The sequence below is a fragment of the Moraxella sp. CTOTU48268 genome, assembly GCF_032069585.1.
GTDB lineage: Bacteria > Pseudomonadota > Gammaproteobacteria > Pseudomonadales > Moraxellaceae > Faucicola > Faucicola cinerea.
On sequence record NZ_DAMALV010000013.1, the window covers coordinates 25,030 to 49,850 of the forward strand.

The window sequence follows — 24,821 nt, forward strand, 5'->3', positions numbered from 1 at the left end:
AGGTATTGTGATTGACTAAATGACGCGCAGATCGCCTAATAACAAAATAGCCTAGCCGAATTTACCCGTGATGTATTCTTCTGTTTCTTTACGGTCTGGGTTGGTGAACATTTTATCGGTATCCCCCATTTCCATCATTTCGCCTAAGTACATAAACGCGGTATAGTCAGACACACGTGCCGCTTGCTGCATGTTGTGAGTGACAATGGCGATGGTGTAATCATTTTTTAGGTCTGAAATCAAATCTTCAATTGAGCCTGTTGAAATAGGGTCAAGGGCCGAGGTGGGCTCGTCTAGTAACAATACTTCAGGACGGGTTGCCACACCGCGTGCGATACACAGACGCTGCTGCTGACCACCAGACAATGACAGGCCTGATGCTTTAAGTTTATCTTTAACTTCAGTCCACAGTGCCGATTTTTTGAGCGCCCATTCAACGCGCTCGTCTAGCTCAGCGCGGCTTAAGCTCTCATACAGACGCACACCGAATGCCACGTTGTCATAGATTGACATTGGAAATGGCGTTGGTTTTTGGAATACCATACCCACGCGAGCACGCAGCAAGTTGACGTCCACAGATTTATCCAAGATGTTTTGTCCATCTAGGTTGATTTCGCCCGTGGCACTCATGCCTGGGTAGAGGTCATACATGCGGTTAAAGGTACGCAGTAACGTTGATTTACCACAGCCTGAGGGCCCGATAAACGCGGTGACTTTTTTGTCAGCGATATCGATGTTGATATTTTTAAGGGCTAAAAATTTACCGTAATAAAAATCTAAATTACGAATTTGCATTTTTGCGGTCATGATGAATACCTTAATAAAATTTGTTTGATACTAGCAAATAGCTTTAATCTTCTATTGATCATCAATGTGATGATTGCTCTTTACCACTTAGCGCACGTGCCAAAATATTCAACGTTAATACCGCCAAGGTGATGAGTAACGCACCGGCCCAAGCCAATTGGTTTGAAATAGGGTATGGTTGGCTGGCGTATTGATAAATCACGTTTGGTAAGTTGGCAATGGGTTGACCCATATCGGTACTAAAGAATTGGTTATTAAGCGCGGTAAATAGTAAGGGTGCAGTCTCACCCGAGATACGCGCAAATGCCAGTAAGATACCTGTTAATACCCCAGTTTTGGCAGCACGCAGAGTAACGGATGTTACCAGTTTCCATTTTGGCGTCCCCAACGCATAAGCCGCTTCACGCAATGTATTGGGAATCAGACGGAGCATATTTTCGGTGGTACGTACCACCACAGGAATAACCAATAGCGCTAAAGCCATTGCACCTGCCCAACCTGAGAAGTTACGACCTTGTACCATCAACGCAAAAATAAATAGACCAATCACAATCGATGGTGCTGATAGCAAAATGTCGTTCATAAAACGGGTGACTTTACCAAGCCAGCTGTTTTCGGCAAATTCAGCAAGATAAATACCTGCCATGACACCAATCGGGGTGCCGACTACAAGCCCCAATCCTGTCACCATGATTGAGCCGATAATCGCATTGCGAAGACCACCGATTTCGTTTGGCGATGGCGTGTCTTGCGTAAAAATAGGCATGGTCAATAACGCATGAGAGCCTGATAAAAACAATTTGAATAAAATTAAGCCTAAGAAGGTCAAGCCAAATACAATGGACAAACCGGCAAATATCAGTCCTAAAGCATTGCTTAGACGGCGGCGTTTGTAAATGGCATTGTTACGATTCATGTTGATAGTAGTCATAGTATTCCCCAGCGTCCTTATTTCGTACCCGCATTTTTATCCATACGACTGAGCATCAATTTTGAAATCACCAGTACAATAAAGGTAATGATAAATAGTAAGAAACCTAAATGTAGTAGCGATGATTGGTGCAAGCCTTCAGACTCTGCAAATTCATTTGCCAATGCCGAAGTGATTGACACCCCTGACTGGAACAAACTTGGACTGACGTTATAAGCGTTACCAATAACAAAGGTGACTGCCATCGTTTCACCCAATGCGCGACCCAATCCCAAAATGATACCGCCCATCACCCCGGCTTTGGTATAAGGCAACACCACGTATCGCATCACTTCCCAAGTGGTTGAGCCCAAACCATAGGCAGATTCTTTAAGCATCTTTGGCGTAATGGAGAAAACGTCACGCATGACCGATGCAATAAATGGGATAATCATGACTGCCAAAATCAAACTTGCGGTGAACAGACCAATACCCATCGGCGCACCTTGGAATAAACGACCCACATAAGGCACATCACCCAAATGGTCAATCAGCCAGGGCTGGATATGTTCTGAAAACCAAGGCGCAAATACGAAAAATCCCCACATACCATAAATAATTGAAGGGATACCCGCTAACAACTCAATGGCAATCCCTAAAGGACGTTTTAAAAAATTTGGGCAAAGCTCTGTCAAAAACATGGCAATACCAAAACTTACCGGCACCGCAATCAAAATAGCAATGATAGAAGTCACTAGCGTACCATAGATTGGTGCGAGTGCGCCGTATACATCCATCCCTGTATCCCAGTCTTTACTGGTATAAAAGTTAATGCCAAACGCCTTCATACTTGGCAATGCGCCAAGAAATAGTGAGATTAAGATACCACCTAACAACAACAGCACGATAAACGCAAAAAGACGAGTCGCGTTGACAAACAACCAGTCTAATTGTTTTTGCTTTGCGAGTTTTGCGTGTAAATCCGACATAAGAACCCAGCCATCAAAAAATAGTTTTAGTTTACTAATTCTAGAAATTTGAAAAAAAAACGTAGAGCATTAACTTGTTTATTGCTCTACGTATAGTTTGACATGCATAACCCTTTTAACTGTTAATCATCATTAGATTATTTTGCCGCTGACGCAGTTGCTGTGGCAGCATCTGAGCTAAATAGTGGTTTACCATCAGCCCCTACAACTTTTTTCCACTCTTCACGGAAGATAGCTTTGCTTTCTGCTGAGAATGGTACAAAGTCCAATGATTTTGCTAGCTCATCACCACTTGAATACGCCCAGTCAAAGAATTTAAGGGTATTTTTGACGTTTTCTGGGTTGGTGGGTTTAGTATGGACTAAGATGAAGGTTGCCGCAGAGATTGGCCAGGCATTTGGGTCTGCTTGGTTAGTCAATACAATGTTAAAGCCTGGTGTACCTTTCCAATCTGCATTACCCGCAGCGGCAAAGCTTTCAGCGGATGGTTGTACAAAGTTGCCCGCCGCATTTTTAAGCTGAGTATGCGACATTTTGTTTTGTTTTGCGTAAGCGTACTCAACATAACCGATTGAGTTTTTGGCACGAGCGACGTTACTTGCCACGCCTTCGTTACCTTTACCACCTGCACCTGTGGCAGCGGTTGGCCATTTAATTGATTTGTCTACACCTGGACCTGCTTTCCATTCTGGTGATACAGCCGCTAAGTAGCTTGCAAAGTTAAAGGTTGTACCTGAACCGTCAGAACGGAAAATCGTCGTGATTGGCGCATCTGGTAGTGTCACGCCTGCGTTTAATGCAGTAATCGCTGGGTCATTCCATTTAGTGATTTTACCCAAGTAGATATTGGCGAGCGTGGCACCGTCTAGTTTTAATTGACCGGGTGCAACACCATCGATGTTAACAACCGGTACAACCCCACCGATAACGGTTGGAAACTGGATTAAACCATTTTTATCCAACTCTTCTTTGCTTAAAGGCGCATCCGACGCACCAAAGTCAACGGTATTGGCTTGGATTTGTTTGATACCACCTGATGAACCGATTGATTGGTAGTTTACTTGACCGCCAGTGGCGTTTTTGAACTCACCTGCCCATTTAGCATAGATAGGTTGTGGGAAAGAGGCACCTGCACCTGTGATAGTAAATACGGCGTTTTTATCGCTACCTGCCGCGCTTGTAGTCGCAGTGCTTGACGTTGCTGAGGCACCCGTTGCTTTATTGTCTGCTTGTTTGTTACCACAAGCGGTTAATGCTAACGTTGATGCTACAACAACACTTAATAATGAATAACGCATGGATAGCTCCTAAAAACATTTTTTGAGTTTACAATGAAAATGCTTGAATAAAATAAATGTCACGAACCGTACGATTTAACCTTTTTTGGCTATTTTCACTATGACAGCTCAAAGCTGATAAAGCTCACAGCTGACCGATTTAACTGTCATGATAATAACCATAATTCGGTTTGTATAAAAATTGTGTATATAATTACAAAGAAATGTGACAGTATCATGACAGTTTGATGGCTGACGGATGGCACACGCTGCTATAGGTGAGACGCGATAAGGGAATTTAAGATTAAATTCGCTTATCGATTCGCAAAGCCTTGAGCAGTTTTACAACCTTTAGCGGTGAATAAGAAGTGAAAAGATGAAAAAGTTAACAAGTTGAAAAGTAATCAATAATTTAACAATTTAAGACTATAAAAACCAATGGCAGTCGCAACCAAAGTTAAAAGCACATGGATGCCGATCAAGGCCACACCTTGCCATACCTTGCCGCTATTCAACAAAGTAAACACTTCGGCACTAAACGTACTAAACGTTGTCAGTCCCCCCAAAAACCCGGTGGTGATAAACAGTCGTAAGTTTGGGTGCATCTTTTGGGTAAGTATCAAGGCAAATCCCATTAACAGCCCGCCTAGTACATTGGCAAATAGTGTGCCATAGGGCAACCAAGGATGTACGCTGTTGATTCGGGCTAACCACCAGCGCAGCATTGCCCCAAATGCCGCCCCCAATCCTATCCATAGCCATGGCATCTTCAAGTCCTTGTGGTGGTTATGAGTTAATTGGATTGACAGCAGGCAGCGTTGTCATATCCCAACGTGGCAAGCAGCTAACGGCTAGTTCATCGTGTTGACCTGCGTTCAAGCGCTGCCACCCGGCGAAGGCAATCATGGCGCCATTGTCGGTACACAAGGCAGGCGGTGCATAATGCACAGTGGCATTGATTTTGGCTAATGCCTCAGCTAGCGATTCTCGTAGTTGTTGATTGGCACTCACCCCGCCTGCAATCACCAGACGTTTCATGCCCGTTTGCTGCAAGGCTTTAACGCATTTTTTCACCAACGTATCGACCATCGCATATTGAAAACTTGCCGCAATATCGGCACGCGTCTGGGCATGCTCAGGATTATGGCTATCAGTTGGATGGTCTTTAATCAAATTATGCACGGCGGTTTTCATACCACTAAAAGAAAAATCCAATCCTTTGCCCAACATCGGGCGCGGTAATTCATAGGCTAACGGATTGCCTGTTTGCGCCAAGCGTGCAATATTAGGTCCACCAGGGTAGGGCAACTCTAGCATTTTAGCGGCTTTATCAAAGCACTCGCCTGCGGCATCATCAATCGACTCACCTAATATTTCATATTGCCCGATGCCTTTGACCGCCACTAACATGGTATGTCCACCCGACACCAGCAACGCGACAAACGGAAAATCGGGCGGATTGGCGCCTAATAGCGGCGCGAGTAAGTGTCCTTCCATGTGATGTACGCCAATCGCAGGAATATCAAGTGCCATCGCCAAACTGCGCCCAAATAATGCCCCAGTCATCAACGCGCCCACCAGTCCAGGACCTTTGGTAAAGGCAATTGCATCGATATCGGTTTTTTTAAGTTGGCAGTCATCCAGCAGTTGCTGTAACAAGGGCACCAATTTACGGATGTGATCGCGGCTTGCAAGTTCAGGGACTACCCCACCATACGTCGCATGTAGCGCGATTTGACTATACAGCACTTGTCCGACCAAACCTTGATTGGGTTGGTGACGTTGGTCACTATCAAAAATGGCTAATCCCGTTTCATCGCAGGATGTTTCCAATCCTAGCACACGCATGGTATTTCCTTAAACGATAAATAAACGTCAACATACCGATGGCAACTTATTTATTTTTTGCCATCATTGATGATTTTGACAGGAATGGTTAACCCTTTGGCAAAAGGCTCGGCAAAGACGTAAGTGTATTGGCTCGGGGCAATTTGCTGGGCGGTATGGATGACAAACGCGCTGTTTTTACCGGCTGTGAGTTCATGTGACACATAGGCAGTACCCAGCTGGTCGAGCACTTTAGATAAGACTTCATTGACTGCCATACCCACCGTTAAGTTGTAGCGGGAGGTTTCATTATCCACATGATACATCTCGGCATAGGCTTTGACAGGCTCGCTATCGAGCGCAAACGGGTATTTAAAGCTAGCTTTATCGACTGGCTTAATGCCCGAATCCACCAATGCCCAGTTGATTTGTTTGGGCACACCGTTTTGGGCGGTTTGGGGGGATACGGTACTGGCGACAGCTACACTGGCAACGTGATGCGGACTTTGAACGCTAGCCATTGTGGTACTTACTGTGGCACTTGCTGTGCTATTTTGCGCTGGCTTGTTATCACTGGCAGGTTGACAAGCCGAGATCAATACCCCACCTATCAGCAAACTTGATACTATAACTGCTTGTTTCATTGGCACGCCTCCAATACATCCAAACTCTTTGTCTAGCTTAATCTAGCTTAGCCTAACTTAGGCAGTGACGCCCCCATTACTGACGGGCTGATAAGAAAGATGACGATTGATGCGTTTTTCTGCCAATCGAAACATCCCAATTAATAGCCAAGACAATAACAAATAAATGACACCTGAGGCAAAGAACAACTCAAAAACGGTATAAGTTTTTGACATAATCGTCGTTGCCACACCGGTGATATCCATCAAAGTGATGGTCGATGCCAGCGCACTGCCTTTGAGCATAAAAATCACTTCATTGCCATACGCAGGCAGCATGATGCCAAAGGCGCGAGGGAAAATAATTCGGCGCAATTTTTGGCTATACGACATACCAATGGCATCGGCAGCTTCATTCTCGCCTTTGGGTATTGACTTGATAGCACCGCGGATGATTTCTGCGGTATAAGCTGCCGTATTGAGGGTAAAAGCGATGATAGCGCACCAAAATGGGCTGGCTAATACACCCGATTTCCACAGCACGGACTCGGTCACCCATTTAAATTGTGACAAGCCATAATAAATCAAAAAGATTTGCACCAGTAGCGGCGTACCACGAAAAAAGAAAATATATGCAAACGGCAATGCCTGTACCCAAGGTTTTTTTGATAGCCTAGCCAAGGCTAGCGGCACTGCCAACATAAACCCCAATAAACCCGACAACACCACAAGCTCAATGGTGATAATACTACCTTGCAGCAGTTTTGGGATACTATCAATAATAATTTGCCAATTCCAGTTCATTGATGTATCCCCTATTTTGCCATGCCAATTTTTTGCAGGCGTTTTGCATAACGCTCTGCTGGGTTATTGACCCACTCTAGCCACATAATCACACCCGTGATGATGACGGTCAGACTCAAGTACAACAATGCTGCTGCCATATAAAAAGTAAACGGGCTTTGCGTAGAAGTCGCTGCCGTTTTGGCGTGGCGCATGATATCTTCAAGCCCGACTACGGAAACCAACGCGGTATCTTTGAGCAGTACCAAAAACAAATTACCCAGTCCTGGCAGTGCAATACGCCACACTTGTGGCAACGTCACTCGCCAAAGTATTTGGAATTTTTTCATGCCAATCGCTTGCGCCGCTTCAGCTTGACCTTTTGGAATCTCTTGAAATGCCATACGAAAAGTTTCGGTCGCATACGCACCAAATGCCACAGACAGCGCCGTAACCCCCGCCCAGAACGGACTGACATCCACATATCCCGTATTGCCAAATTGCGATAGAATGAGCCCCATCAACATTGAGCCGCCAAAGTAAATAAACATGACTGACAGCAGTTCTGGAATACCACGGATAATCGTGGTGTAAGCGGTGGCGATGGCATTGAGCACTTTAAACCGTGACATCTTAGCGGTCGCACCCAATAATCCCAAAATCAGCCCAATGACCAAACTAGTCAGTGCCAGTTTGATGGTGACCCAAGCACCGCTTAATAATAGCTGCCCAAAACCTTGTAGATCTAACACAATATCGATACCCTGTTTTTTTAACTCTGTTTGCTGACCTATTACCCAAAAAATGCTTAAAACGCAATTTTACCGTCACATAGACAAAAGGTGATAATAGATATAACCTTTTGCTTTGTTTTTTGCAGGGTGCAATTTTACGTGATTGCCCTATCAAAAACCATCAAAAAAACAAAAAACTGAGTGACTTTTCACCCAGTTTTTGACTGAACCCAAGCGCTTGGTTAAGTTATTTGCTGGTACTTGCCACAGTCGTCGTGGTTGTGGTACTAGAGACCGTGACTGCCACGCTGCTTGCCGCCGCTGTTGTGGTGGTCGCACTGCCAAAATATTGGTTATAGATTTTGTCATACGTGCCATTTGATTTTAACGTGGCAATCGCTTTATTAAATTCTAAACGCAGTGGGTCGCCTTTACGAACGATGATACCCATTTTGTCATTGACATCAATCTCTTTACCTTTGATTTCAAAGCCTTTACCTTCTGGCGTGGTCAGCCAATAAGCGGCCGGGGCTTTATCCGAAATCATCATATCTGAGCGCCCTGCTGCCAAGTCCATAAACGCATTATCCAACCCTTCATACAGGTTTAGCTGGGCTTTTGGGTGATTTTTTTCCATCCACTGGGTTGATAGCGTTGAACGCTGTGCCGCAACTTTATGGCTGTCAATTTGGGCAGGGTCATCTGGATTAATAGCACTACCTTGTTTGGTCAAAAACACCAACGTATTGGTAAAATAGGGGTCGGTAAAATCGACCTGCGCTTGACGCTCTGGGGTGATAGACATGGCATCAATTACCACGTCATATTTTTTTGCCATCAAGCCTGGCAATAAACCATCCCAATCTTGTGGCTTGATTTCACAGTTGGCTTTCATTTGTGCACATAAAGCTTGCATAAAATCGACATCAAAACCTGTCAAACTGCCATCTGCTTTGGTAATGCTAAAGGGTTTATAGGTGCCTTCGGTGGCGATGCGAATGGTTTTGCCTGCCATACTGCTTGATGTCTCAGTGCTGGTAGTCACCGTTGTAGAAGCGGCTGTGCTACCCGCCGTCGTTGCGGCAGTTTTTTCCGCAGGTTTTTGACAGCCCACCAGCGCTAGACCTGCCAATGCCAAGCTACCCAATAATGAAATATTTGCTTTCACCTGATACTCCTAATTTTTAACGTCTAACACCTGACAATTTTTGCTTGTAAGCTTTAACAACACTAACAGGCAAATAAGTTATTTAACGGCTTATTTCGGCAAATCTGCAAAATATTTTTGGCTGATTTTATCGTAAGTACCATTGGCTTTTAGCGCCGCTAGTGCAGTGTTGAATTTGCCAATCAATGGATCATTTTGACGAAGGGCAATGGCAATTTTGTCATCAATATTAATCGGTTGACCTTTGACTTCAAAGCCTTGACCTTTGGCAGTTTTTAACCATGATAAGGCTGGGGCACTGTCAGAAATCATCAAATCTGTACGACCCGATTCTAGATCAAGATAGGCATTATCTTGGGTGTCATACAGTTTTGGGGTGGCTTTTGGGAAGTTTTTGGCTAAGTACTCAGCTGCGGTCGTTGAACGCTGCGCACCCACGGATTTCCCCGCTAGATCATCAGCGCCTTTTTCTACCCCTTTTTTGCCAATCACAACGAGGTTATTGGTAAAGTATGGGTCGCTAAATGCCACCACTTGGCGACGCTCTGCGGTGTCTGACATCCCCGCCATGATGGCATGGTATTTTTGTGCTTGTAACCCTGGAATCAGTCCATCCCAATCTTGGGAAATCACTTCACATTTTAGTTTGGCTTCACTACATAGCGCATCTGCCAAATCAATCTCAAAGCCGATTAATTTGCCATTGGCATCTTTATAACTAAAGGGGACAAAGCTTGATTCGGTAGCGATACGAATCTGTGGCATATCTGCGCTTGCTGCTGTGGTAGCACTACTTGCTGCTGCCGTGTCTGCCGGTTTTTCAGCAGGTTTTTGACAGGCAGTTACCCCCATCAAAATGGCTAACGACGATACACCCAAAACCGATAACTGTTTCATAACAACACCTTTTGTCAAAATTTGAGGGTCACCCACATCTATTGTGTAAATATTAAATCGCTCGATACAAAGTCAATTAATTACCAAAATGTTGCTTTTGTAATTTTGCCAACTCGCCATTGCTTTGTAGCGCATCTAAGGCTTTGTCAAATTCTGCTTTTAGTGGATCGCCTTTACGAATGGCCATTGCGATGTTGTCACCATTATCCATCTCACTGCCGATGATTTGGTAGTTGCTGTTTTGTTTTAGCCATTCGCTAGCGGTTACTTTTTCAGACAGCACTGAATCGATACGACCTGATTTTAGGTCAATATAGGCATTGTCATAGTTGTCATACAATTTGATTTCGTTGGTTTTGCTCAGTTTATCTTGAAGGTACTGTGCCATGGTGGTTGAGCGTTGACCGCCAATTTTTAACCCTGAAATCGCTTGTGGGTTGAATTTGCCACCTTTGGCAGCGACCCAAACCATGGTGTTTTTAAAATAAGGCGTGGTGAAATCCACTTGCGCTGAACGCTCTGGGGTAATTGACATACCTGCGGCCACCGCGTCGTATTTTCTCGCCATTAAGCCTGGCAAAATACCGTCCCAGTCTTGCGCTACGATTTCGCAGTCGAGTTTCGCTTGGGCACACACGGCTTTGGCAACATCCACGTCATAACCGCCTAACGTGCCATCGGCATTGGTGTAGTTAAATGGTTTGTACGCGCCTTCAGTGGCAATACGAATTTTTTTGCCTGTGCTGGCACTGGCAGCGGGTTGGCTAGCGGCTGCACCTTCTGTTTTTTCAGCAGGTTTTTGACAGGCGGTTAATCCCATGCTAACTGCACATACCGTTGCCAAGGCGAGTTTTGAGTAGGTTGAATTCAAGGTTGATTGCATGGATGTTCCTTACAAATGAAATTTTTGAGTAAAAAGCGATTTAATATCAGGTTTCGCTTTCAGCGATTTCAATATTTAAAATCAATGCGACTAAAATAAATGCGAGTTTACAATTTAGTTAAAATTAACATAAATTAACATTTTTGCAAGTGAAAAACGTTTGCAGCAACAATTAAATCAAATAAATTTTTTCTGATGCCTAAAACTACAAAACCGCCAATCGCATTGCGATTGACGGCTGATAGGCTGATTGGATTATTTTTGATGGCTTGCCATGAAGTCTTTCACCCGCGCTGATTGCGGATTGTCAAACACCTGCTCTGGTGTGCCTATTTCTTCGATACGTCCCTCATGCAAGAACACCACTTGGCTTGATACATCGCGCGCAAAACGCATTTCATGGGTCACAATCAGCATGGTACGACCTTCTTCAGCAAGCGATTTCATCACCGCTAGTACTTCATTGACCAATTCTGGGTCGAGGGCAGAGGTTGGCTCATCAAATAGCAATACTTGCGGCTTCATCGCTAGCGCACGAGCAATGGCGATACGCTGGCGTTGCCCACCCGATAAGTTTTCTGGGTAAGCGTCTTTTTTGTCCAGTAGTCCTACGCGTTTTAGTAGCACTTCAGCTTCACTGATAGCTTGGTCTTTGGCGATTTTTAGGACTTGGGTCGGCCCCTCAATGATGTTTTGTAAAATAGTCCGGTGTGGCCATAGGTTAAAGTTTTGGAACACAAAGCCCATTTTTGAGCGAAACTGCTCAAGCTGACGCTGGTTGGCGGCAACCAAATCCCCTGATTTATTCGGTTTTAATACCAATGCTTCACTGCCCAAAAAAACCTCCCCTTGTGAGGGGTTTTCAAGCAAATTAATACAGCGTAGCAAGGTGGATTTGCCCGAACCGCTCGAGCCCAAAATTGAGATGACATCGCCATCATAAGCGGTCAACGATACACCTTTTAGTACTTCAAGCGATCCAAAGTTCTTGTGGATATTGTTAAGTTGCAAGGCTACAGGACGCTGTAAGTTTGGCATAGCATCTGACATGATATTCAATCCAAAATTTGACAATAGGTGGAAAAAAACTGTCTATTTTCGCTTAAAATGCTACTAAAACGCAACTTTTTCTCTCATTTAACTTTATTTTGTGGCGCCGGTCTTTAGCGCTTGTTTTTAGATTGAGTCATAACCATTAATTTTTATCTGTCAAAACTTTCTAAATTCCATTTTTGGATTGAAGTTGTTATGATGAAGCGATGATTATATTAGGGACTGACTATGCAAACCATGACTGATACCAAACATTATATGCAAACCGTGGGACAGCAAGCGCGCGCCGCTTCAGCGATTTTGGCAAAAGCAGACACCGCACTCAAAAATAGCGCCCTACTCGCTATCTATGACGCCCTGCAACAAGCCAAATCACAGGTGTTGGCGGCCAATGCCACCGATATGCAAAACGGTCAACAAAAAGGACTGGATGACGCGCTACTTGACCGATTAGCGCTCACCGATGCGCGCTTTGAAGGCATGTTACAAGGACTAAAAGATGTTGCCATGCTACCTGACCCGATTGGCGAGGTCACGGATATGACCTTTCGTCCATCGGGTATTCAGCTGGGTAAAATGCGCGTGCCGCTGGGTGTGGTCGGGATGATTTATGAATCTCGCCCCAATGTGACGATTGAAGCTGCGTCTTTGGCATTAAAATCTGGCAATGCGATTATCTTACGTGGGGGGTCAGAAGCGTTTTATTCTAACCAAGCATTGGCTGCGTGTGTCAAACAAGGTTTACAAGCGGTTGGTTTGCCAGAGGCCGCAGTGCAAGTGGTCGAAACCACCGACCGCGCGGCAGTGGGGGAACTCATTACCATGAATCGCTATGTCGATGTGATTGTACCGCGGGGTGGTAAAAGCCTGATTGAGCGTATCAGTAATGAAGCGCGCGTCCCTGTCATCAAGCACCTAGATGGTAACTGTCATACCTTTGTCGATCGCGATGCAAACTTGAGTATGGCAACCGATATTTGCGTCAATGCCAAAACTCACCGCTACGGGACTTGTAATACCATGGAAACGCTGCTGATTGATAGCCAAATCGCTGCGCAAGCCCTGCCGCCAATCGCCAGCGCCATTGTCGCTGCAGACAGTGCCATGCAATTACGCGGCTGTCCAAAAGCCTTAGCCATCTTGAGTGATACCGCTGAATTAACTGCTCATCTGTCAGCGGCGAGTGAGGCAGATTGGGATGCCGAATATTTGGCGCCAATTTTGGCGATTAAAGTAGTCGCTGATATCGACGAAGCCATTGCCCATATCAATACCCATGGCTCACACCATACCGATGCGATTATCACCGAAAACTACTCAAAATCGTTAAAATTCATGCGTGAAGTTGATTCTAGTAGTGTGATGGTCAATGCATCAACCCGCTTTGCCGACGGTTTTGAATATGGTTTGGGCGCAGAGATTGGTATCTCTACCGATAAAATCCATGCGCGCGGCCCTGTGGGTCTTGAAGGTTTAACATCGCAAAAATGGATTGTGTTTGGGCATGGGGAAATCAGACAGTGACAGCTAAAACTTTTGGTAATCAAATGAATTGTTTTCACAAACCCACTTTAATTATGGGTAATAAAAACTACTCCACTTGGTCTTTGCGCGCATGGCTTATGCTGCATGCCTTCGGTGTAGCGTTTGATGAAATGCCCATTAAGCTATTTCATCCTAGCAATCAAGAGATTTTGACGACCTATACGCCACTGGGTCAAGTACCTGTACTGTTACATGAAGATAAAACGATTTGGGACAGTGTCGGTATTGCTTTATATGCGGAAAAATACTTAATTACGCAAAACATCTGGGGTAACCAGCCGCATTTAGCCATGAGTTTACTGGGTGAAATGCACAGTGGATTTTCTGCACTACGCAATGAAATGCCAATGAATATTCGAGCTAAGCGCCACATTGCACCTTCCGCACCCTGTTTAAGCGACTTGGCGCGGTTTGAAGCCATCGTCACCGAAGGCTTTAAACAAAACGGCTCTGTAGGTTATTTGCTAGGCGAATTTAGTATCGCTGATGTATTTTTTGCCCCGGTTATTTTTCGCCTCATCACTTACGCAAAAGCCTCCGATATAGAGTTACGACCCATGACTTTAATCTATATACAAAAAATGCTTGCTCATCCAAGCATGCAGACTTGGCAACAACAGGCGTTGACAGAAACCGATATAGTTATTGAAGATGAAGCAGGCACAGAGGTTGTTTGAGGTTACTCAGCTTTAATTCAATGAAAAACCTTATTTGGCAATCGCTTTAAACAGGCTGATTTGGTTGTTATCGGTTACCGTCAACATCGGTGTGCCTTTGCTATCTTGCGTTAGTTTAAATTGTCCATTAAGCGTGGATGGCGCAGCGGCATCAAATGCCATGCGCGATTCTGGCATACACATCATGCGCGTGGAAACGATATTTTTTATCAATACATTGTTATGGGTCAAGCTATAATTGCCCCACATACGATTGCAGGTGTTGTCAAAGCTGACACGTCCTTTATCAAAGCTGACCAACAGCGGTTTGGCTTGGTTAAACAATTCAAGTTTAGTGGGTTTACCCGCCAAATCAGTCACCGAGACCAATTGCCAGCGATAATTTTGCAACGTGGCATCGGCTAACGGTAAGGTGACCGCTTGGGTCGGGTTCACGATCCCTAACTTACTATCCGCTATAGTTTGACAGCCTGTCATTGCCAGCGTTCCTGCTATCAAGCAACTTAGCGCTAGTGAATAGGTTTTGGCACATTTTTTCATCATGATTTCCTTTTGTTTAAAATTATTGTATAAAAAATTATTGCAACCATTATATAAAATGCCCTTAAGAATTTATTGCTCAGCATGACGATTATTGTTATTCGATTGTATTACTAGATTTGATGGACGCTTCATTTGCTTGAATGGGTTTTTGCAAAAACTCTAAAAATACATCATCGCGTTTTGGGTCGCCATTGTTGCCGTCTCTAGGAAATGCCATCTTCTCCCCTGTCAGTGAATAACCGCGGCGCTGATAATAACGTAACAGCTCTGGTCGATGACTTAAAATCGACATGGACAAATGGGTTAAAGGTAAATGGGTTAAGTTTTTGGCGTGGGCGTGTCTGATAGCAAACGTTTCTACCGCAGACAACATCGTATCGCCAATGCCTCTACCTTGCACAGCAGGATGAACCGCAAAAGTGCCAATATATGCCGCTGGCTGATGATTAATGGGTGAGAAATCCACAGAAATACACCCGAGCAAATCATCGCTATCGTGCGGATTTTCAAACACGAACAGATAAACGTTGGGGTTGTCTATCAAGGCTGTCATTTCCTCGGCAGTGGTGCGAATCCCACCAATTAAAGCAGCTTCATTGGTCCAGCCTTCATCTGAGCGGTAGCAGCGATTGAGCAAAGTTACCAAATTTTCGACGTCTTGTTGCTTGGCAACGCGTAATTGCACGGCGTTTTTATCGATATTGCTATCAGGGTTTTTCATGTTTTTTCTCTTTTTATGCTCACATTCCCTAAACATAGGGTGCGTTAAACATTTTGCCAAGTCAGCTGACCGATTTTGCCACCCAATGCACCCAACCCACCTAAATTAAGCACTGTTACTTTATTGAAGATCAGTTGATTGAATGTTACTTTATTGGCAATTGCTTTGGCATTCAAGCCGTATTTGATCTCATTTTCATTGCCTTCATATTTTTAACGCCCTAGTAAGAGAAAACAAAGCGTGCGGATAACAAAGCGCTGCTATAATCGAATCCGTAATCGAGATGGTTTATCAATCATCCATTTGTTAAAATAAACCTTTTACAAGTAATACTAGCATGCCAAAACTGCCTTCACCCTATACCCCTGCGATTCAATCGGCGATTTATAAACAACAACCCACTGATTTTATTGTCCATGAAAAACTTGGCATTGAATGCAGCCATTTGGGGGAGCATCTTTGGCTTCATATTCAAAAAACCCGTATGAATACCAATTTTGTGGCAAAGTTGCTGTCACAATGGGCAGGCATCCCACTTAAGGATGTGGGATACTCGGGGCTCAAAGATCGTCATGCGCTGACGACGCAGTGGTTTAGTCTTCGCTTGCCAAAAAAAATTGCCCCTGAACCAAATTTTGAGCAATTTGTCCAGACCAAATTAGCTAGCGATGAAACCCTAGCAATACTGGCACAGCATTGGCATCACAAAAAACTGGGTCGCGGTACTCATCAGGCCAATCAGTTTATCATCACCCTACGCAACGTAGTGGGCGAGAAAGCTGCCATCGAGCAACAACTTGCGACCATCAAAACACAGGGCGTTCCCAATTATTTTGGCGAGCAGCGCTTTGGGCAAGATGCCAATAATATTGATGCCGCTATCGAACTATTTACCCATCATACAATTAGGGGTAAAAAAATTCATCGCAAATTTGACCAAGATAAAATCAGTCTGTATCTGTCGGCAGCGCGTAGTGAATTATTCAATGCCATCTTGGCAAAACGTATCGCATTGGGCATCTGGAACCAACCGCTTGATGGTGATGTGATGAATTTGGCGGGTTCGAACAGTATTTTTGTGGCACAGCATATAGATGAAACCATGCTATCAAGGCTACAAAGTGGCGATATCCATTTGACTGCACCGATGTGGGGCGCAGGTGAGTTAAAAAGCAGTGGTAAGGTTAACGCATTAGAACTATCAGTCATCACTGACAATCCCATTTATCAGCAGCTAAGTCAAGGCTTGATTGAGTTTGGTTTAAAGCAGCAGCGCCGCCCCCTGCGTATGCTGCCTAGTAACTTACAATGGGTTTGGCAAGACGGTGAGACATTGGTGTTAGAGTTTGAATTACCGGCAGGCAGTTTTGCAACGACGATGATTGATACGCTTGTTGCAAGCTCGGTACTCACTACTGAATTATGAAGGCTGGGTTATAGAAGCTAAATTATAAAGGCTAAGTTATGAAGGCTGATTGCTTTGCGTCATCAATAAATAACATTGACCTTTGACCACACAGTTGCGACCATTGGCTTTGGCTTGCTGCATTGCCAAATCGGAAAATTTGATAATGCGCTCAAGGGCAGGCGGCAGTGCAGGCATGGTTGGTAAACTATGCATATACTCGCGCATATATTCGATAAAACCGCGATTATCAAGCGTGTGGTCGCTATCTCTCCCATGATTTTGATAAAGGCTGGCTATACCTAAGCTTGCGGTAAATTGAATTTCTGTATCAAAGATGCCATATCTCACCACTTGCTTTTCAAAAGCCTGGCGCAGCTGCTCTGCCATATCGTAGGCTTGCTCAATCCCCATATTAGGCAAGATGATGCAAAACTCTTCCCCACCCACGCGTCCAAACATCGTCCCTGTCGGTAAGAAGTTTTTTAAGATATTCGCGGTACAAATCAACGTCGCATCACCCGCATCATGACCATATTTATCATTGATATGTTTAAATTTGTCCAAATCAATATAAATCACACTAAGCGTATTCCAATCGCTTTTACGTTGCCATAAATAACTCAAAAAACTATAAATGGTACGCCGATTGGCAATGTTGGTGAGCGCATCAGCTTCTAGCAAATCATAAATCTTGCGGCGCTGAAAGTTCATGACTTTCATGCCCTGTAAAATACAATACAGCGTGACTGTTGCCTTGGCGGTTACCAAAAAGCTAAAAGACAATCCCCAAAGCCAATGACTACGCGCTGCTAAGCTTGGATACAACCTAGGCAGCAATTGCCACCAGTTCATGCTATTACTCATATTAAAAATAAATAATGCAACAATACAACTGACAAACGACACCCAGACCAGTCGCCATCTTAATAGCACCATGCCAAGACCGGTGGCGCTAATCAGCATTACACCTTCAAGCGCACTGTTGTTACCAATCCAGACGATAAAAAGATTTTCATAAATCAAATAGATGATTACAAAAAAGATTTGGTACTCCCGCCAAAGTCTTGACTGTTCAGGAATGCGGGTGATGACCCATAGTGAATACCCGCAAAACAACACCATCGCGAGTCCCAAATAGGTGATATTTATCATCAAGCTGCGATTAAAAATTTGATTGAACATCTGAGCAAAAGGAAAGATATCTAGGGGCGATGTGATGACAAGAACTGTCGCATACCAAATTAAATGAAAAAATGTCTCAACCAACGCCAATATAATAAACAGCATGAATTTATTGGTATCGTTGACTCTTGGCGAATTGATATATAGCGAAGGTTTAAAGCTAAAAAATTTTAGCGTTTGCTGCAATTGTTCTTTAAAGCTTGGCAAGGCGGTTTGGGTCATAGGATTATTGCAAAATCAATAAATCTATTAAAAAAGGGCGTCACGCATTAAACAAATCAACAGCGATGTCAGTCATTGTCGTTCATTGATTAGTTTTAGTCGTTTGCAGTTAACTTACCCTAAAGATTATATAAGGTATTATTGCTTCATTCTAATACTTTATTAATAACCAATGGGTAAATGTTTAATTTTTTTTAATTATTCTTGACTTATCTATTTGTATCAAAATTTCCTCGACCAAATAAAAAAGGTAAGCCTAAGCTTACCTTAATCTACAGTTTATAGCATTTTAACTTGATTGGTTGATTTAACCTGATTGTTTAACATTCATCGTGACGTTGTCAATTGAACTTAAGCGTCCAAGACACGGCGCGCTGTCACGAATTTGTTTGCCCAATAGCCAGAATCTAAACTTGTAATAGAAATACTTTTGCCGGTTGATGGGGAATGAATAAAACGACCTTCACCGATGTACATGCCCACATGAGAGATACGACCACCACCGTGAGAGAAGAACACCATATCGCCTGGCTTTAACTCACTACGGTTAATACGTTCACCCACTTGCGCCATGCTGCTTGAGGTACGTGGCAGATTGATGTTGGCGGTTTGTTTATAAACATATTGCATAAAACCGCTACAGTCAAAACCACTGGCTGGGCTGGTGCCACCCCAGCGGTAAGGTAAGCCAATAAAATTTTTGGCTTTTGCAATGAGACTATCTACTTTTGAGCCACCCTCTGTATTTTCAGAAACGCTTGAGTTAAAGCTACTGAAATATTCTGTGATACCATTGTCGGCATTGGCAGCGGTGGGGGCTACGCTTAACAAGACACAAGGTAGAGCGGTCAATAAAGTTTTTTGAAGAAAGTTCATAGGGCTTTAATCCGTTCAGAACTTTTATCCGTATATGGGCTATATCACAATTGATTGCTAAATGCTAAAAAGTTGATATACGGATAAAAATTACATAACTATTGTACTGGTTACATTCTGTAAAACAACGCCATCATACCAATAAAGTTTTTTGGATGTGGATATCTTTTTTCCATAAAATGTTAAAAAATATTACAATGTAAGCTAATTTGCTTACAGAAAGCTTATAGAAAGCATACAGCAATAATTTGGTAATAAAATCATTGATTTAACGCAACATTTAGTTAAATAACCGCCTATTACCCCGTATTTATTTTGGTGCAAGGTAAAAAAAGCAGGGGCAATGTGTAACTGACCCTGCTTAATAGTTGAGCAAAAAAGGCTAAAAATTGTTAAATTGCTGTCTTTTTACCCCATCATTCGCACTAATCTCTCGCCCCAAAAATGGCGGTGCCAATACGAACGATGGTGGCGCCCGCGGCAATGGCTTGTTCAATATCGCCGCTCATGCCCATTGACAAAGTATCCCACTGCTCAGGATGCGCATGATATCGCTTGTTTTGCTCAAATAATTGCTGGGTTTTGACAAAGGCAGCGGCTGAATTTTTGGCAGGGATAATCATCAGTCCGCGTAATTGCAAGTTGGGTAATTGGCTAATCTCTGTCACCAATTCGGGTAAATGGTCCGGCTGGCAGCCTGATTTACTGGCTTCATCGTCAATATTGACTTCGATACAGATATTGAGTGGCGGAAGGTGTTCACCCCTTTGCTCATTGAGACGCTGGGCAATAATTAAGCGATCGACCCCATGCACCCAATCAAAATGCGCTGCCAACTCTTTGGTCTTGTTACGCTGGATATGACCGATATAATGCCACACCAATGGCTGCTCGTTGGCAGTAACGTCTTTGAGTGCGGCGATTTTTGCCACCGCTTCTTGCACATAGTTCTCACCAAAATCCTGCTGACCTTGCTGCGCTAAGGTGCGAATCATCCAGTTGGGTTTGGTTTTGGATACGGCAAGCAGTTTGACAGTTGGATTGAGCCTAGCAACGTCAGTTTTCATCTGTTGCCAACGCGCTATCAAGGCTTGGTTTTCAGCGTCTGTTGCGGTTGTCGCCGATGGCTGCTGTGCGTCGAATGTTTGCATGGTTAACTTTTCCTGTTGAACTTTTCCTGTTGATAGGGGACTGGCTTGATGGCTACCGGGTTAAGGTAACGTTTTTTTTGCACTTGTGTGCCCAATTTTCCAATTGAGTTTAACATAAGCTAAAATCAACAAAAAACTATGACCCCTAGTCAGTTTTTTCTGTTTTTTTTGTGGGCGGATGATTATAGTATAACTATCTTTTTTTCCCGCGGCTTTTTTCTATTGCTGCTTTTGTATTTTCATTACCCACCTGTAGGATTCGCTATCATGGCAAAGGAATTATCGATTGACGATTTATTGCGTTTTGCATTCAAAAATAAAGCCTCTGACTTACACATTTCAGCAGGCTTACCGCCGATGATTCGGGTAGATGGTGAAATCACCAAAATCAATATGCCGCCGCTCGATCACCAAAAAGTGCATAGTTTGATTTATGACATCATGAACGACAAACAACGTGCCGATTATGAAGAGTTTTTTGAAACCGATTTTTCGTTTGAAATTCCTAATGTGGCGCGTTTTCGTGTCAATGCCTTTAACCAAAACCGGGGCGCAGGTGCGGTATTTCGTACCATTCCATCTGAGGTATTAACGATGGAACAGCTTGGTATGGGACCGATTTTTGAGAAAATCTCTAACTACAAACGCGGCGTGGTACTGGTCACAGGTCCAACAGGTTCGGGTAAGTCAACTACCCTTGCAGCGATGATTAACTATATCAATGAAACCCGTAAAGAACATATCTTAACCATCGAAGACCCGATTGAATTTGTGCATCAATCAAAAAAATCCCTCATCAACCAACGGGAAGTCCACCGTGATACCTTAAGCTTTGATGCTGCGCTGCGCTCTGCCTTACGTGAAGACCCTGATGTTATTCTTGTCGGTGAGATGCGTGACCTTGAGACCATCCGCTTGGCATTGACGGCTGCTGAAACAGGACACTTGGTATTTGGGACATTGCATACCTCATCTGCTGCCAAAACCATTGACCGTGTGGTCGACGTGTTCCCCGCCGCCGAAAAAGACATGATTCGAGCGATGTTATCTGAGTCGCTGCAAGCGGTTATCTCGCAGTCGCTACTCAAACGCCAAACGGGTGGTCGTGTCGCCGCGCATGAAATCATGATTGGTACGCCTGCGATTCGTAACTTGATTCGTGAAAACAAAGTCGCCCAAATGTACTCTGCTATCCAAACCAGTGCAGGCGATGGTATGACCACACTCGATCAAAGCCTTCGCGAGTTGGTCAATAAGGGCGTGATTAGCAAAGAATCGGCGCGCCAATATGCCAAACAACCTGAAAATTTTATGTGATAACTGTTTGATAGAAACAATCTTATAAAACCAATGCGAGAGACGCGTTATGGATCTTGATAAATTACTGCAGCTAATGATACAAAAAAACGGCTCCGACCTTTTTATCACCGCCGATGCGCCCATATCAATGAAAGTCAATGGTACTATCGCGCCAGTCACCAAGTCAGCGTTGACCCCAGAGCAATCAATGACGCTGGTCAAAAGCGTGATGACGCCTGCTCAAAGCAAAGAGTTTGACGACACCCTAGAATGCCAGTTTGCCATTGTTGACAAAAACCAAACCGCACGCTTTCGTGTTTCTGCCTTTGTCCAAAAAGACTGTGCGGGCATGGTGCTACGTAAAATTGAAACCAAAATCCCAACGGTAGAGCACCTCAATCTACCACCGATTTTGAATGAAATTGCCATGAAAAAACGCGGCATCGTGCTACTAGTCGGCGCGACAGGTACAGGTAAATCTACCACACTGGCAGCTATGATGGGGTATCGCAACGAGAATTCGCGCGGCCATATTATCACCATCGAAGACCCGATTGAATACCTGCATGAACATAAAGGCTGTATCATCACCCAACGCGAAGTTGGCATTGATACCAAGTCATTTGAAGCAGGATTAAAAAACGCCCTACGTCAAGCACCTGATGTGATTTTGATTGGCGAGATTCGTACCCGCGAAACCATGGATTATGCCATTCAATATGCTGAAACAGGACACTTGGTGTTTGCCACCCTACACGCCACCAATGCCAACCAAGCACTTGAGCGTATTATTCACTTCTTTGAAGCAAAACATCACGAGCAGATTTTGATGGATTTATCATTGAACCTTCGAGCCATTGTGGCGCAGCAACTGATTGCTACCCCTGATGGCAAAGGTCGCCGCCCTGCGATTGAAATTTTGCTCAATTCGCAACTGATTGGTGATTACATCCGTAAAGGGGAAATCCACGAAATTAAGCCTGTCATGAAACGTTCCCGTGAACTAGGGATGCAAACCTTTGACCAAGCGTTGTTTGATTTGTATGAAAATGGCGACATCACTTACCGCGATGCCATCCAACACGCTGATTCACCCAACGATTTACGCCTACTTATTAAGCTAGAGAGTAAATCGGCCAATAAAACCGAGGAAAGCGAGCTGGAGCTCTCACTGCAATCTGATGATAATAGCGCAGCCAATGACAACGCAGTATCCTACTAACACGTAATCGTCTGCTAGTAACAATAATTTTGTAACACAAACAAGGCTCAACATGCGCCTTGTTTATCTAAGCTACACTTTTTCCCAAAATCACCACATCAGCAATAAATCCGTTCATATCACAAACTTGCTTAAACTTGCCCCATGGCTCAAATCCTAACTTACCAAACATCGCAAGGCTTGGTGTATTATGGGCAAAAATGAGCGCAACAACTTGCTGCACGCCACAACTTGGCGCAACTTCGATTAAATAATTGACCAACGCCTTGCCCACGCCTTGCCCCTTGGCTTCCTGTGCCACATAGATACTGATTTCAGTACTGATATGATAGGCAGGACGCGCGTATAAATCAGATAAACTGCCCCAACCGATGATTTCACCTAAGCTAGTTTCGGAGCGAGTTTGGGCAACCACCAACGGACGATTACCCGTATGGGCATCAAACCACGCTTGCCTATCTGCCACGCTCACAGGCTGTAAATCCGCTGTGGCTTGCTTACCTGCGATACTTTGGTTATAAATTTCAACGATGCGCGGTAAATCATCAATCGCAGCTAGGCGAATACAAAGGTTGTGATGCGCTGCAGACATGGGTACTCCAAAGTTAAACCAAAAAATGCGGCTAAAATTTGCCGAAAAATCTTATTAGCGCGTATGTTAGCAACATTTTTACTTTATAATAAGCGATTTCATAAAATTGATAGTTTGCGATGCCTATGAACGTGATTGACTTATCTGACTGGCTAAAAAATCCAACCCTATTACCTGATTCGGTACTGACGATTGGTAATTTTGATGGGGTACATTTGGGTCACCAAGCGATGCTGGATAAAGCCAAGTCTTTGGCAAAATCTCAGCAACTTGCCAGTATGGTGATGATATTTGAGCCACAGCCGCGTGAGTTTTTTAGCCCGCAAACCGCCCCTGCAAGGCTCACCAATTTGGCAGAAAAAACCCAATTGATTGCTGAACATCGTATCGATAGCTTGATTGTGGCAAATTTTGATAATGACTTTCGGAATTTATCGGCACACGATTTTGCCAAAATGTTGGTCAAGTTAAACGTAAAGCATCTGGTATTAGGGGATGATTTTCGCTTTGGGCATGACCGCACTGGCGATAGTGAGTTTTTGCGTGCGTTTGGCTTGCCTGTACAAATTTTGCATACCGTGACCGACCATGCGCATCAAGATGAGCGTGTCAGCTCAACCCGCATTCGAGACTGTTTGCAACAAGGAGACTTGGCAACGGCAAAGCATCTGCTAGGGCGAGATTATGCGATTACTGGCATGGTGGAACATGGTGATAAAATCGGCCGCACCCTTGATTTTCCCACCGCCAATATTGCGCTAAACCGCATCAAGCCTGCCCTGCATGGGATTTTTGCGGTATCGGTTACCGCTACCGATGGCACAGATTTATCAACACTGGGGAAAAACAGTCAAACAGGCGTGCAAGGACTTACTAAAGGCAGTTTGTTTGGCGCCTGCAATGTGGGTACTCGCCCTGCGCTAAAAAATAAGTATGGGGTAGAATGGCGACTGGAAGTCAATTTTCCAAAGTTTGACGGGGATTTGTACGGCAGAGAACTGACGGTGACGTTTTTGCATTTTTTACATGGGGAAAAAAATTATGCTGGGCTTGACGCGTTAAAACAAGGCATTGCCCAAGACGTGGTGGATTTACTTGACTGGCGCGAGCAGCAAGCCTTTGCAAAATCAATCCCTTAATGACTTTGGCGTGTCAGCCTCCACCCTGCTACTCGTAAGCAACATACTAGGCTTACCCAAGCTATTCCAATTCTCTGAGTCGGTAGGGTTAAAAATAACCTGCCTACACTTCCTTATACCCTGCGTTGCCGTTTGGCATAAACAGTAAGTGGGGCAACCCTTGTACGCTGGTGGAAAATTGTATCCTTCTTCAACTATCTTTAGCGTTTATAGCTATTTTGGTGAGTGAGATTTTTTTATGACAAACTTAGCAAAATCAAGCATGAGATAAGCTAAACCACGCTTTGTCAATC

25 protein-coding genes are annotated in these 24,821 nt (G+C 44.1%); 6 read left to right on the plus strand and 19 right to left on the minus strand.

Going from position 1 to position 24,821, the window contains the following annotated elements; all coding sequences use genetic code 11:
• Positions 1 to 51: 51 nt before the first annotated feature.
• The 13 genes from pstB to RT143_RS06370 all read right to left on the minus strand — a co-directional run bounded on the left by pstB (position 52) and on the right by RT143_RS06370 (position 11,948).
• Positions 52 to 807, minus strand: coding sequence for a phosphate ABC transporter ATP-binding protein PstB (gene pstB / locus RT143_RS06310; RefSeq protein ID WP_219299031.1), 756 nt, complete (start codon positions 805 to 807; stop codon positions 52 to 54).
• A 61-nt stretch (positions 808 to 868) separates the two neighbouring features.
• Complete coding sequence (gene pstA, locus RT143_RS06315; protein ID WP_095355920.1) at positions 869 to 1,738, minus strand: phosphate ABC transporter permease PstA; 870 nt, start codon at positions 1,736 to 1,738, stop codon at positions 869 to 871.
• 17 nt (positions 1,739 to 1,755) lie between these two features.
• Entirely contained in the window at positions 1,756 to 2,706 is a 951-nt protein-coding gene (gene pstC, locus RT143_RS06320) for a phosphate ABC transporter permease subunit PstC (RefSeq protein ID WP_312276829.1), read from the minus strand.
• A gap of 137 nt (positions 2,707 to 2,843) precedes the next feature.
• On the minus strand, positions 2,844 to 4,004 hold the full coding sequence (gene pstS / locus RT143_RS06325; RefSeq protein ID WP_313091918.1) for a phosphate ABC transporter substrate-binding protein PstS: 1,161 nt from the start codon (positions 4,002 to 4,004) through the stop codon (positions 2,844 to 2,846).
• Positions 4,005 to 4,387: 383 nt separating this feature from the next.
• Positions 4,388 to 4,750 carry a fluoride efflux transporter CrcB gene (crcB, locus tag RT143_RS06330; protein WP_313091920.1) on the minus strand — a complete coding sequence of 121 codons (363 nt, stop codon included), beginning with the start codon at positions 4,748 to 4,750 and terminating at the stop codon, positions 4,388 to 4,390.
• A 19-nt stretch (positions 4,751 to 4,769) separates the two neighbouring features.
• Complete coding sequence (gene tsaD, locus RT143_RS06335; protein WP_313091922.1) at positions 4,770 to 5,831, minus strand: tRNA (adenosine(37)-N6)-threonylcarbamoyltransferase complex transferase subunit TsaD; 1,062 nt, start codon at positions 5,829 to 5,831, stop codon at positions 4,770 to 4,772.
• Positions 5,832 to 5,881: 50 nt separating this feature from the next.
• Positions 5,882 to 6,454, minus strand: coding sequence for a hypothetical protein (locus tag RT143_RS06340; protein WP_313091924.1), 573 nt, complete (start codon positions 6,452 to 6,454; stop codon positions 5,882 to 5,884).
• Positions 6,455 to 6,511: 57 nt separating this feature from the next.
• On the minus strand, positions 6,512 to 7,237 hold the full coding sequence (locus RT143_RS06345; RefSeq protein WP_313091926.1) for an ABC transporter permease: 726 nt from the start codon (positions 7,235 to 7,237) through the stop codon (positions 6,512 to 6,514).
• Positions 7,238 to 7,248: 11 nt separating this feature from the next.
• Positions 7,249 to 7,968: an ABC transporter permease gene (locus RT143_RS06350; RefSeq protein ID WP_007117180.1), complete on the minus strand. Its 720-nt coding sequence runs from the start codon at positions 7,966 to 7,968 to the stop codon at positions 7,249 to 7,251.
• 229 nt (positions 7,969 to 8,197) lie between these two features.
• Positions 8,198 to 9,118, minus strand: coding sequence for a transporter substrate-binding domain-containing protein (locus RT143_RS06355; protein WP_313091928.1), 921 nt, complete (start codon positions 9,116 to 9,118; stop codon positions 8,198 to 8,200).
• A gap of 90 nt (positions 9,119 to 9,208) precedes the next feature.
• Positions 9,209 to 10,015, minus strand: coding sequence for an ABC transporter substrate-binding protein (locus RT143_RS06360; protein ID WP_313091930.1), 807 nt, complete (start codon positions 10,013 to 10,015; stop codon positions 9,209 to 9,211).
• 76 nt (positions 10,016 to 10,091) lie between these two features.
• Complete coding sequence (locus RT143_RS06365) at positions 10,092 to 10,898, minus strand: transporter substrate-binding domain-containing protein (RefSeq protein ID WP_313091932.1); 807 nt, start codon at positions 10,896 to 10,898, stop codon at positions 10,092 to 10,094.
• Between the two features lie 255 nt (positions 10,899 to 11,153).
• On the minus strand, positions 11,154 to 11,948 hold the full coding sequence (locus tag RT143_RS06370; protein WP_186303395.1) for an ABC transporter ATP-binding protein: 795 nt from the start codon (positions 11,946 to 11,948) through the stop codon (positions 11,154 to 11,156).
• A gap of 231 nt (positions 11,949 to 12,179) precedes the next feature.
• Between RT143_RS06370 and RT143_RS06375 the strand changes: the two genes are divergently transcribed.
• Both RT143_RS06375 and RT143_RS06380 read left to right on the plus strand, forming a co-directional pair.
• Positions 12,180 to 13,475 (plus strand): glutamate-5-semialdehyde dehydrogenase, encoded by a 1,296-nt coding sequence (locus RT143_RS06375; protein ID WP_409519695.1) that lies wholly within the window; start codon positions 12,180 to 12,182, stop codon positions 13,473 to 13,475.
• A gap of 23 nt (positions 13,476 to 13,498) precedes the next feature.
• A complete protein-coding gene (locus RT143_RS06380; protein ID WP_313091934.1) occupies positions 13,499 to 14,173 on the plus strand; it encodes a glutathione S-transferase family protein in 675 nt (224 codons plus the stop codon).
• A gap of 30 nt (positions 14,174 to 14,203) precedes the next feature.
• Here the strand turns inward: RT143_RS06380 and RT143_RS06385 are convergent, their stop codons facing one another.
• Both RT143_RS06385 and RT143_RS06390 read right to left on the minus strand, forming a co-directional pair.
• Positions 14,204 to 14,716, minus strand: coding sequence for an META domain-containing protein (locus RT143_RS06385; protein ID WP_313091936.1), 513 nt, complete (start codon positions 14,714 to 14,716; stop codon positions 14,204 to 14,206).
• Between the two features lie 94 nt (positions 14,717 to 14,810).
• Positions 14,811 to 15,437: a GNAT family N-acetyltransferase gene (locus tag RT143_RS06390; protein WP_313091938.1), complete on the minus strand. Its 627-nt coding sequence runs from the start codon at positions 15,435 to 15,437 to the stop codon at positions 14,811 to 14,813.
• 337 nt (positions 15,438 to 15,774) lie between these two features.
• Between RT143_RS06390 and truD the strand changes: the two genes are divergently transcribed.
• Complete coding sequence (gene truD / locus RT143_RS06395; protein ID WP_313091940.1) at positions 15,775 to 16,863, plus strand: tRNA pseudouridine(13) synthase TruD; 1,089 nt, start codon at positions 15,775 to 15,777, stop codon at positions 16,861 to 16,863.
• Between the two features lie 36 nt (positions 16,864 to 16,899).
• Here truD and RT143_RS06400 read toward each other — a convergent pair whose 3' ends face one another.
• The 3 genes from RT143_RS06400 to RT143_RS06410 form a co-directional block, all read right to left on the minus strand.
• Positions 16,900 to 18,249 carry a GGDEF domain-containing protein gene (locus RT143_RS06400; RefSeq protein WP_313091942.1) on the minus strand — a complete coding sequence of 450 codons (1,350 nt, stop codon included), beginning with the start codon at positions 18,247 to 18,249 and terminating at the stop codon, positions 16,900 to 16,902.
• A gap of 351 nt (positions 18,250 to 18,600) precedes the next feature.
• Positions 18,601 to 19,125, minus strand: a complete 525-nt coding sequence (locus RT143_RS06405) for a C40 family peptidase (protein WP_313013496.1) — start codon at positions 19,123 to 19,125, stop codon at positions 18,601 to 18,603.
• A 425-nt stretch (positions 19,126 to 19,550) separates the two neighbouring features.
• A complete protein-coding gene (locus RT143_RS06410; protein WP_313091945.1) occupies positions 19,551 to 20,276 on the minus strand; it encodes a YggS family pyridoxal phosphate-dependent enzyme in 726 nt (241 codons plus the stop codon).
• A 267-nt stretch (positions 20,277 to 20,543) separates the two neighbouring features.
• Here RT143_RS06410 and RT143_RS06415 point away from each other — a divergent pair, with 267 nt between their 5' ends.
• Both RT143_RS06415 and RT143_RS06420 read left to right on the plus strand, forming a co-directional pair.
• A complete protein-coding gene (locus RT143_RS06415) occupies positions 20,544 to 21,593 on the plus strand; it encodes a type IV pilus twitching motility protein PilT (protein ID WP_219299044.1) in 1,050 nt (349 codons plus the stop codon).
• 49 nt (positions 21,594 to 21,642) lie between these two features.
• On the plus strand, positions 21,643 to 22,797 hold the full coding sequence (locus RT143_RS06420) for a PilT/PilU family type 4a pilus ATPase (RefSeq protein WP_313091947.1): 1,155 nt from the start codon (positions 21,643 to 21,645) through the stop codon (positions 22,795 to 22,797).
• A 67-nt stretch (positions 22,798 to 22,864) separates the two neighbouring features.
• On the opposite strand, the gene RT143_RS06425 is transcribed toward RT143_RS06420, so the two are convergent.
• Positions 22,865 to 23,389 (minus strand): GNAT family N-acetyltransferase, encoded by a 525-nt coding sequence (locus RT143_RS06425; RefSeq protein ID WP_313091949.1) that lies wholly within the window; start codon positions 23,387 to 23,389, stop codon positions 22,865 to 22,867.
• Positions 23,390 to 23,514: 125 nt separating this feature from the next.
• Between RT143_RS06425 and ribF the strand changes: the two genes are divergently transcribed.
• The gene (gene ribF, locus RT143_RS06430; protein ID WP_313091951.1) at positions 23,515 to 24,528 is read left to right on the plus strand and encodes a riboflavin biosynthesis protein RibF; all 1,014 of its coding nucleotides are present in this window, start codon (positions 23,515 to 23,517) and stop codon (positions 24,526 to 24,528) included.
• The last annotated feature ends 293 nt before the right edge of the window (positions 24,529 to 24,821 follow it).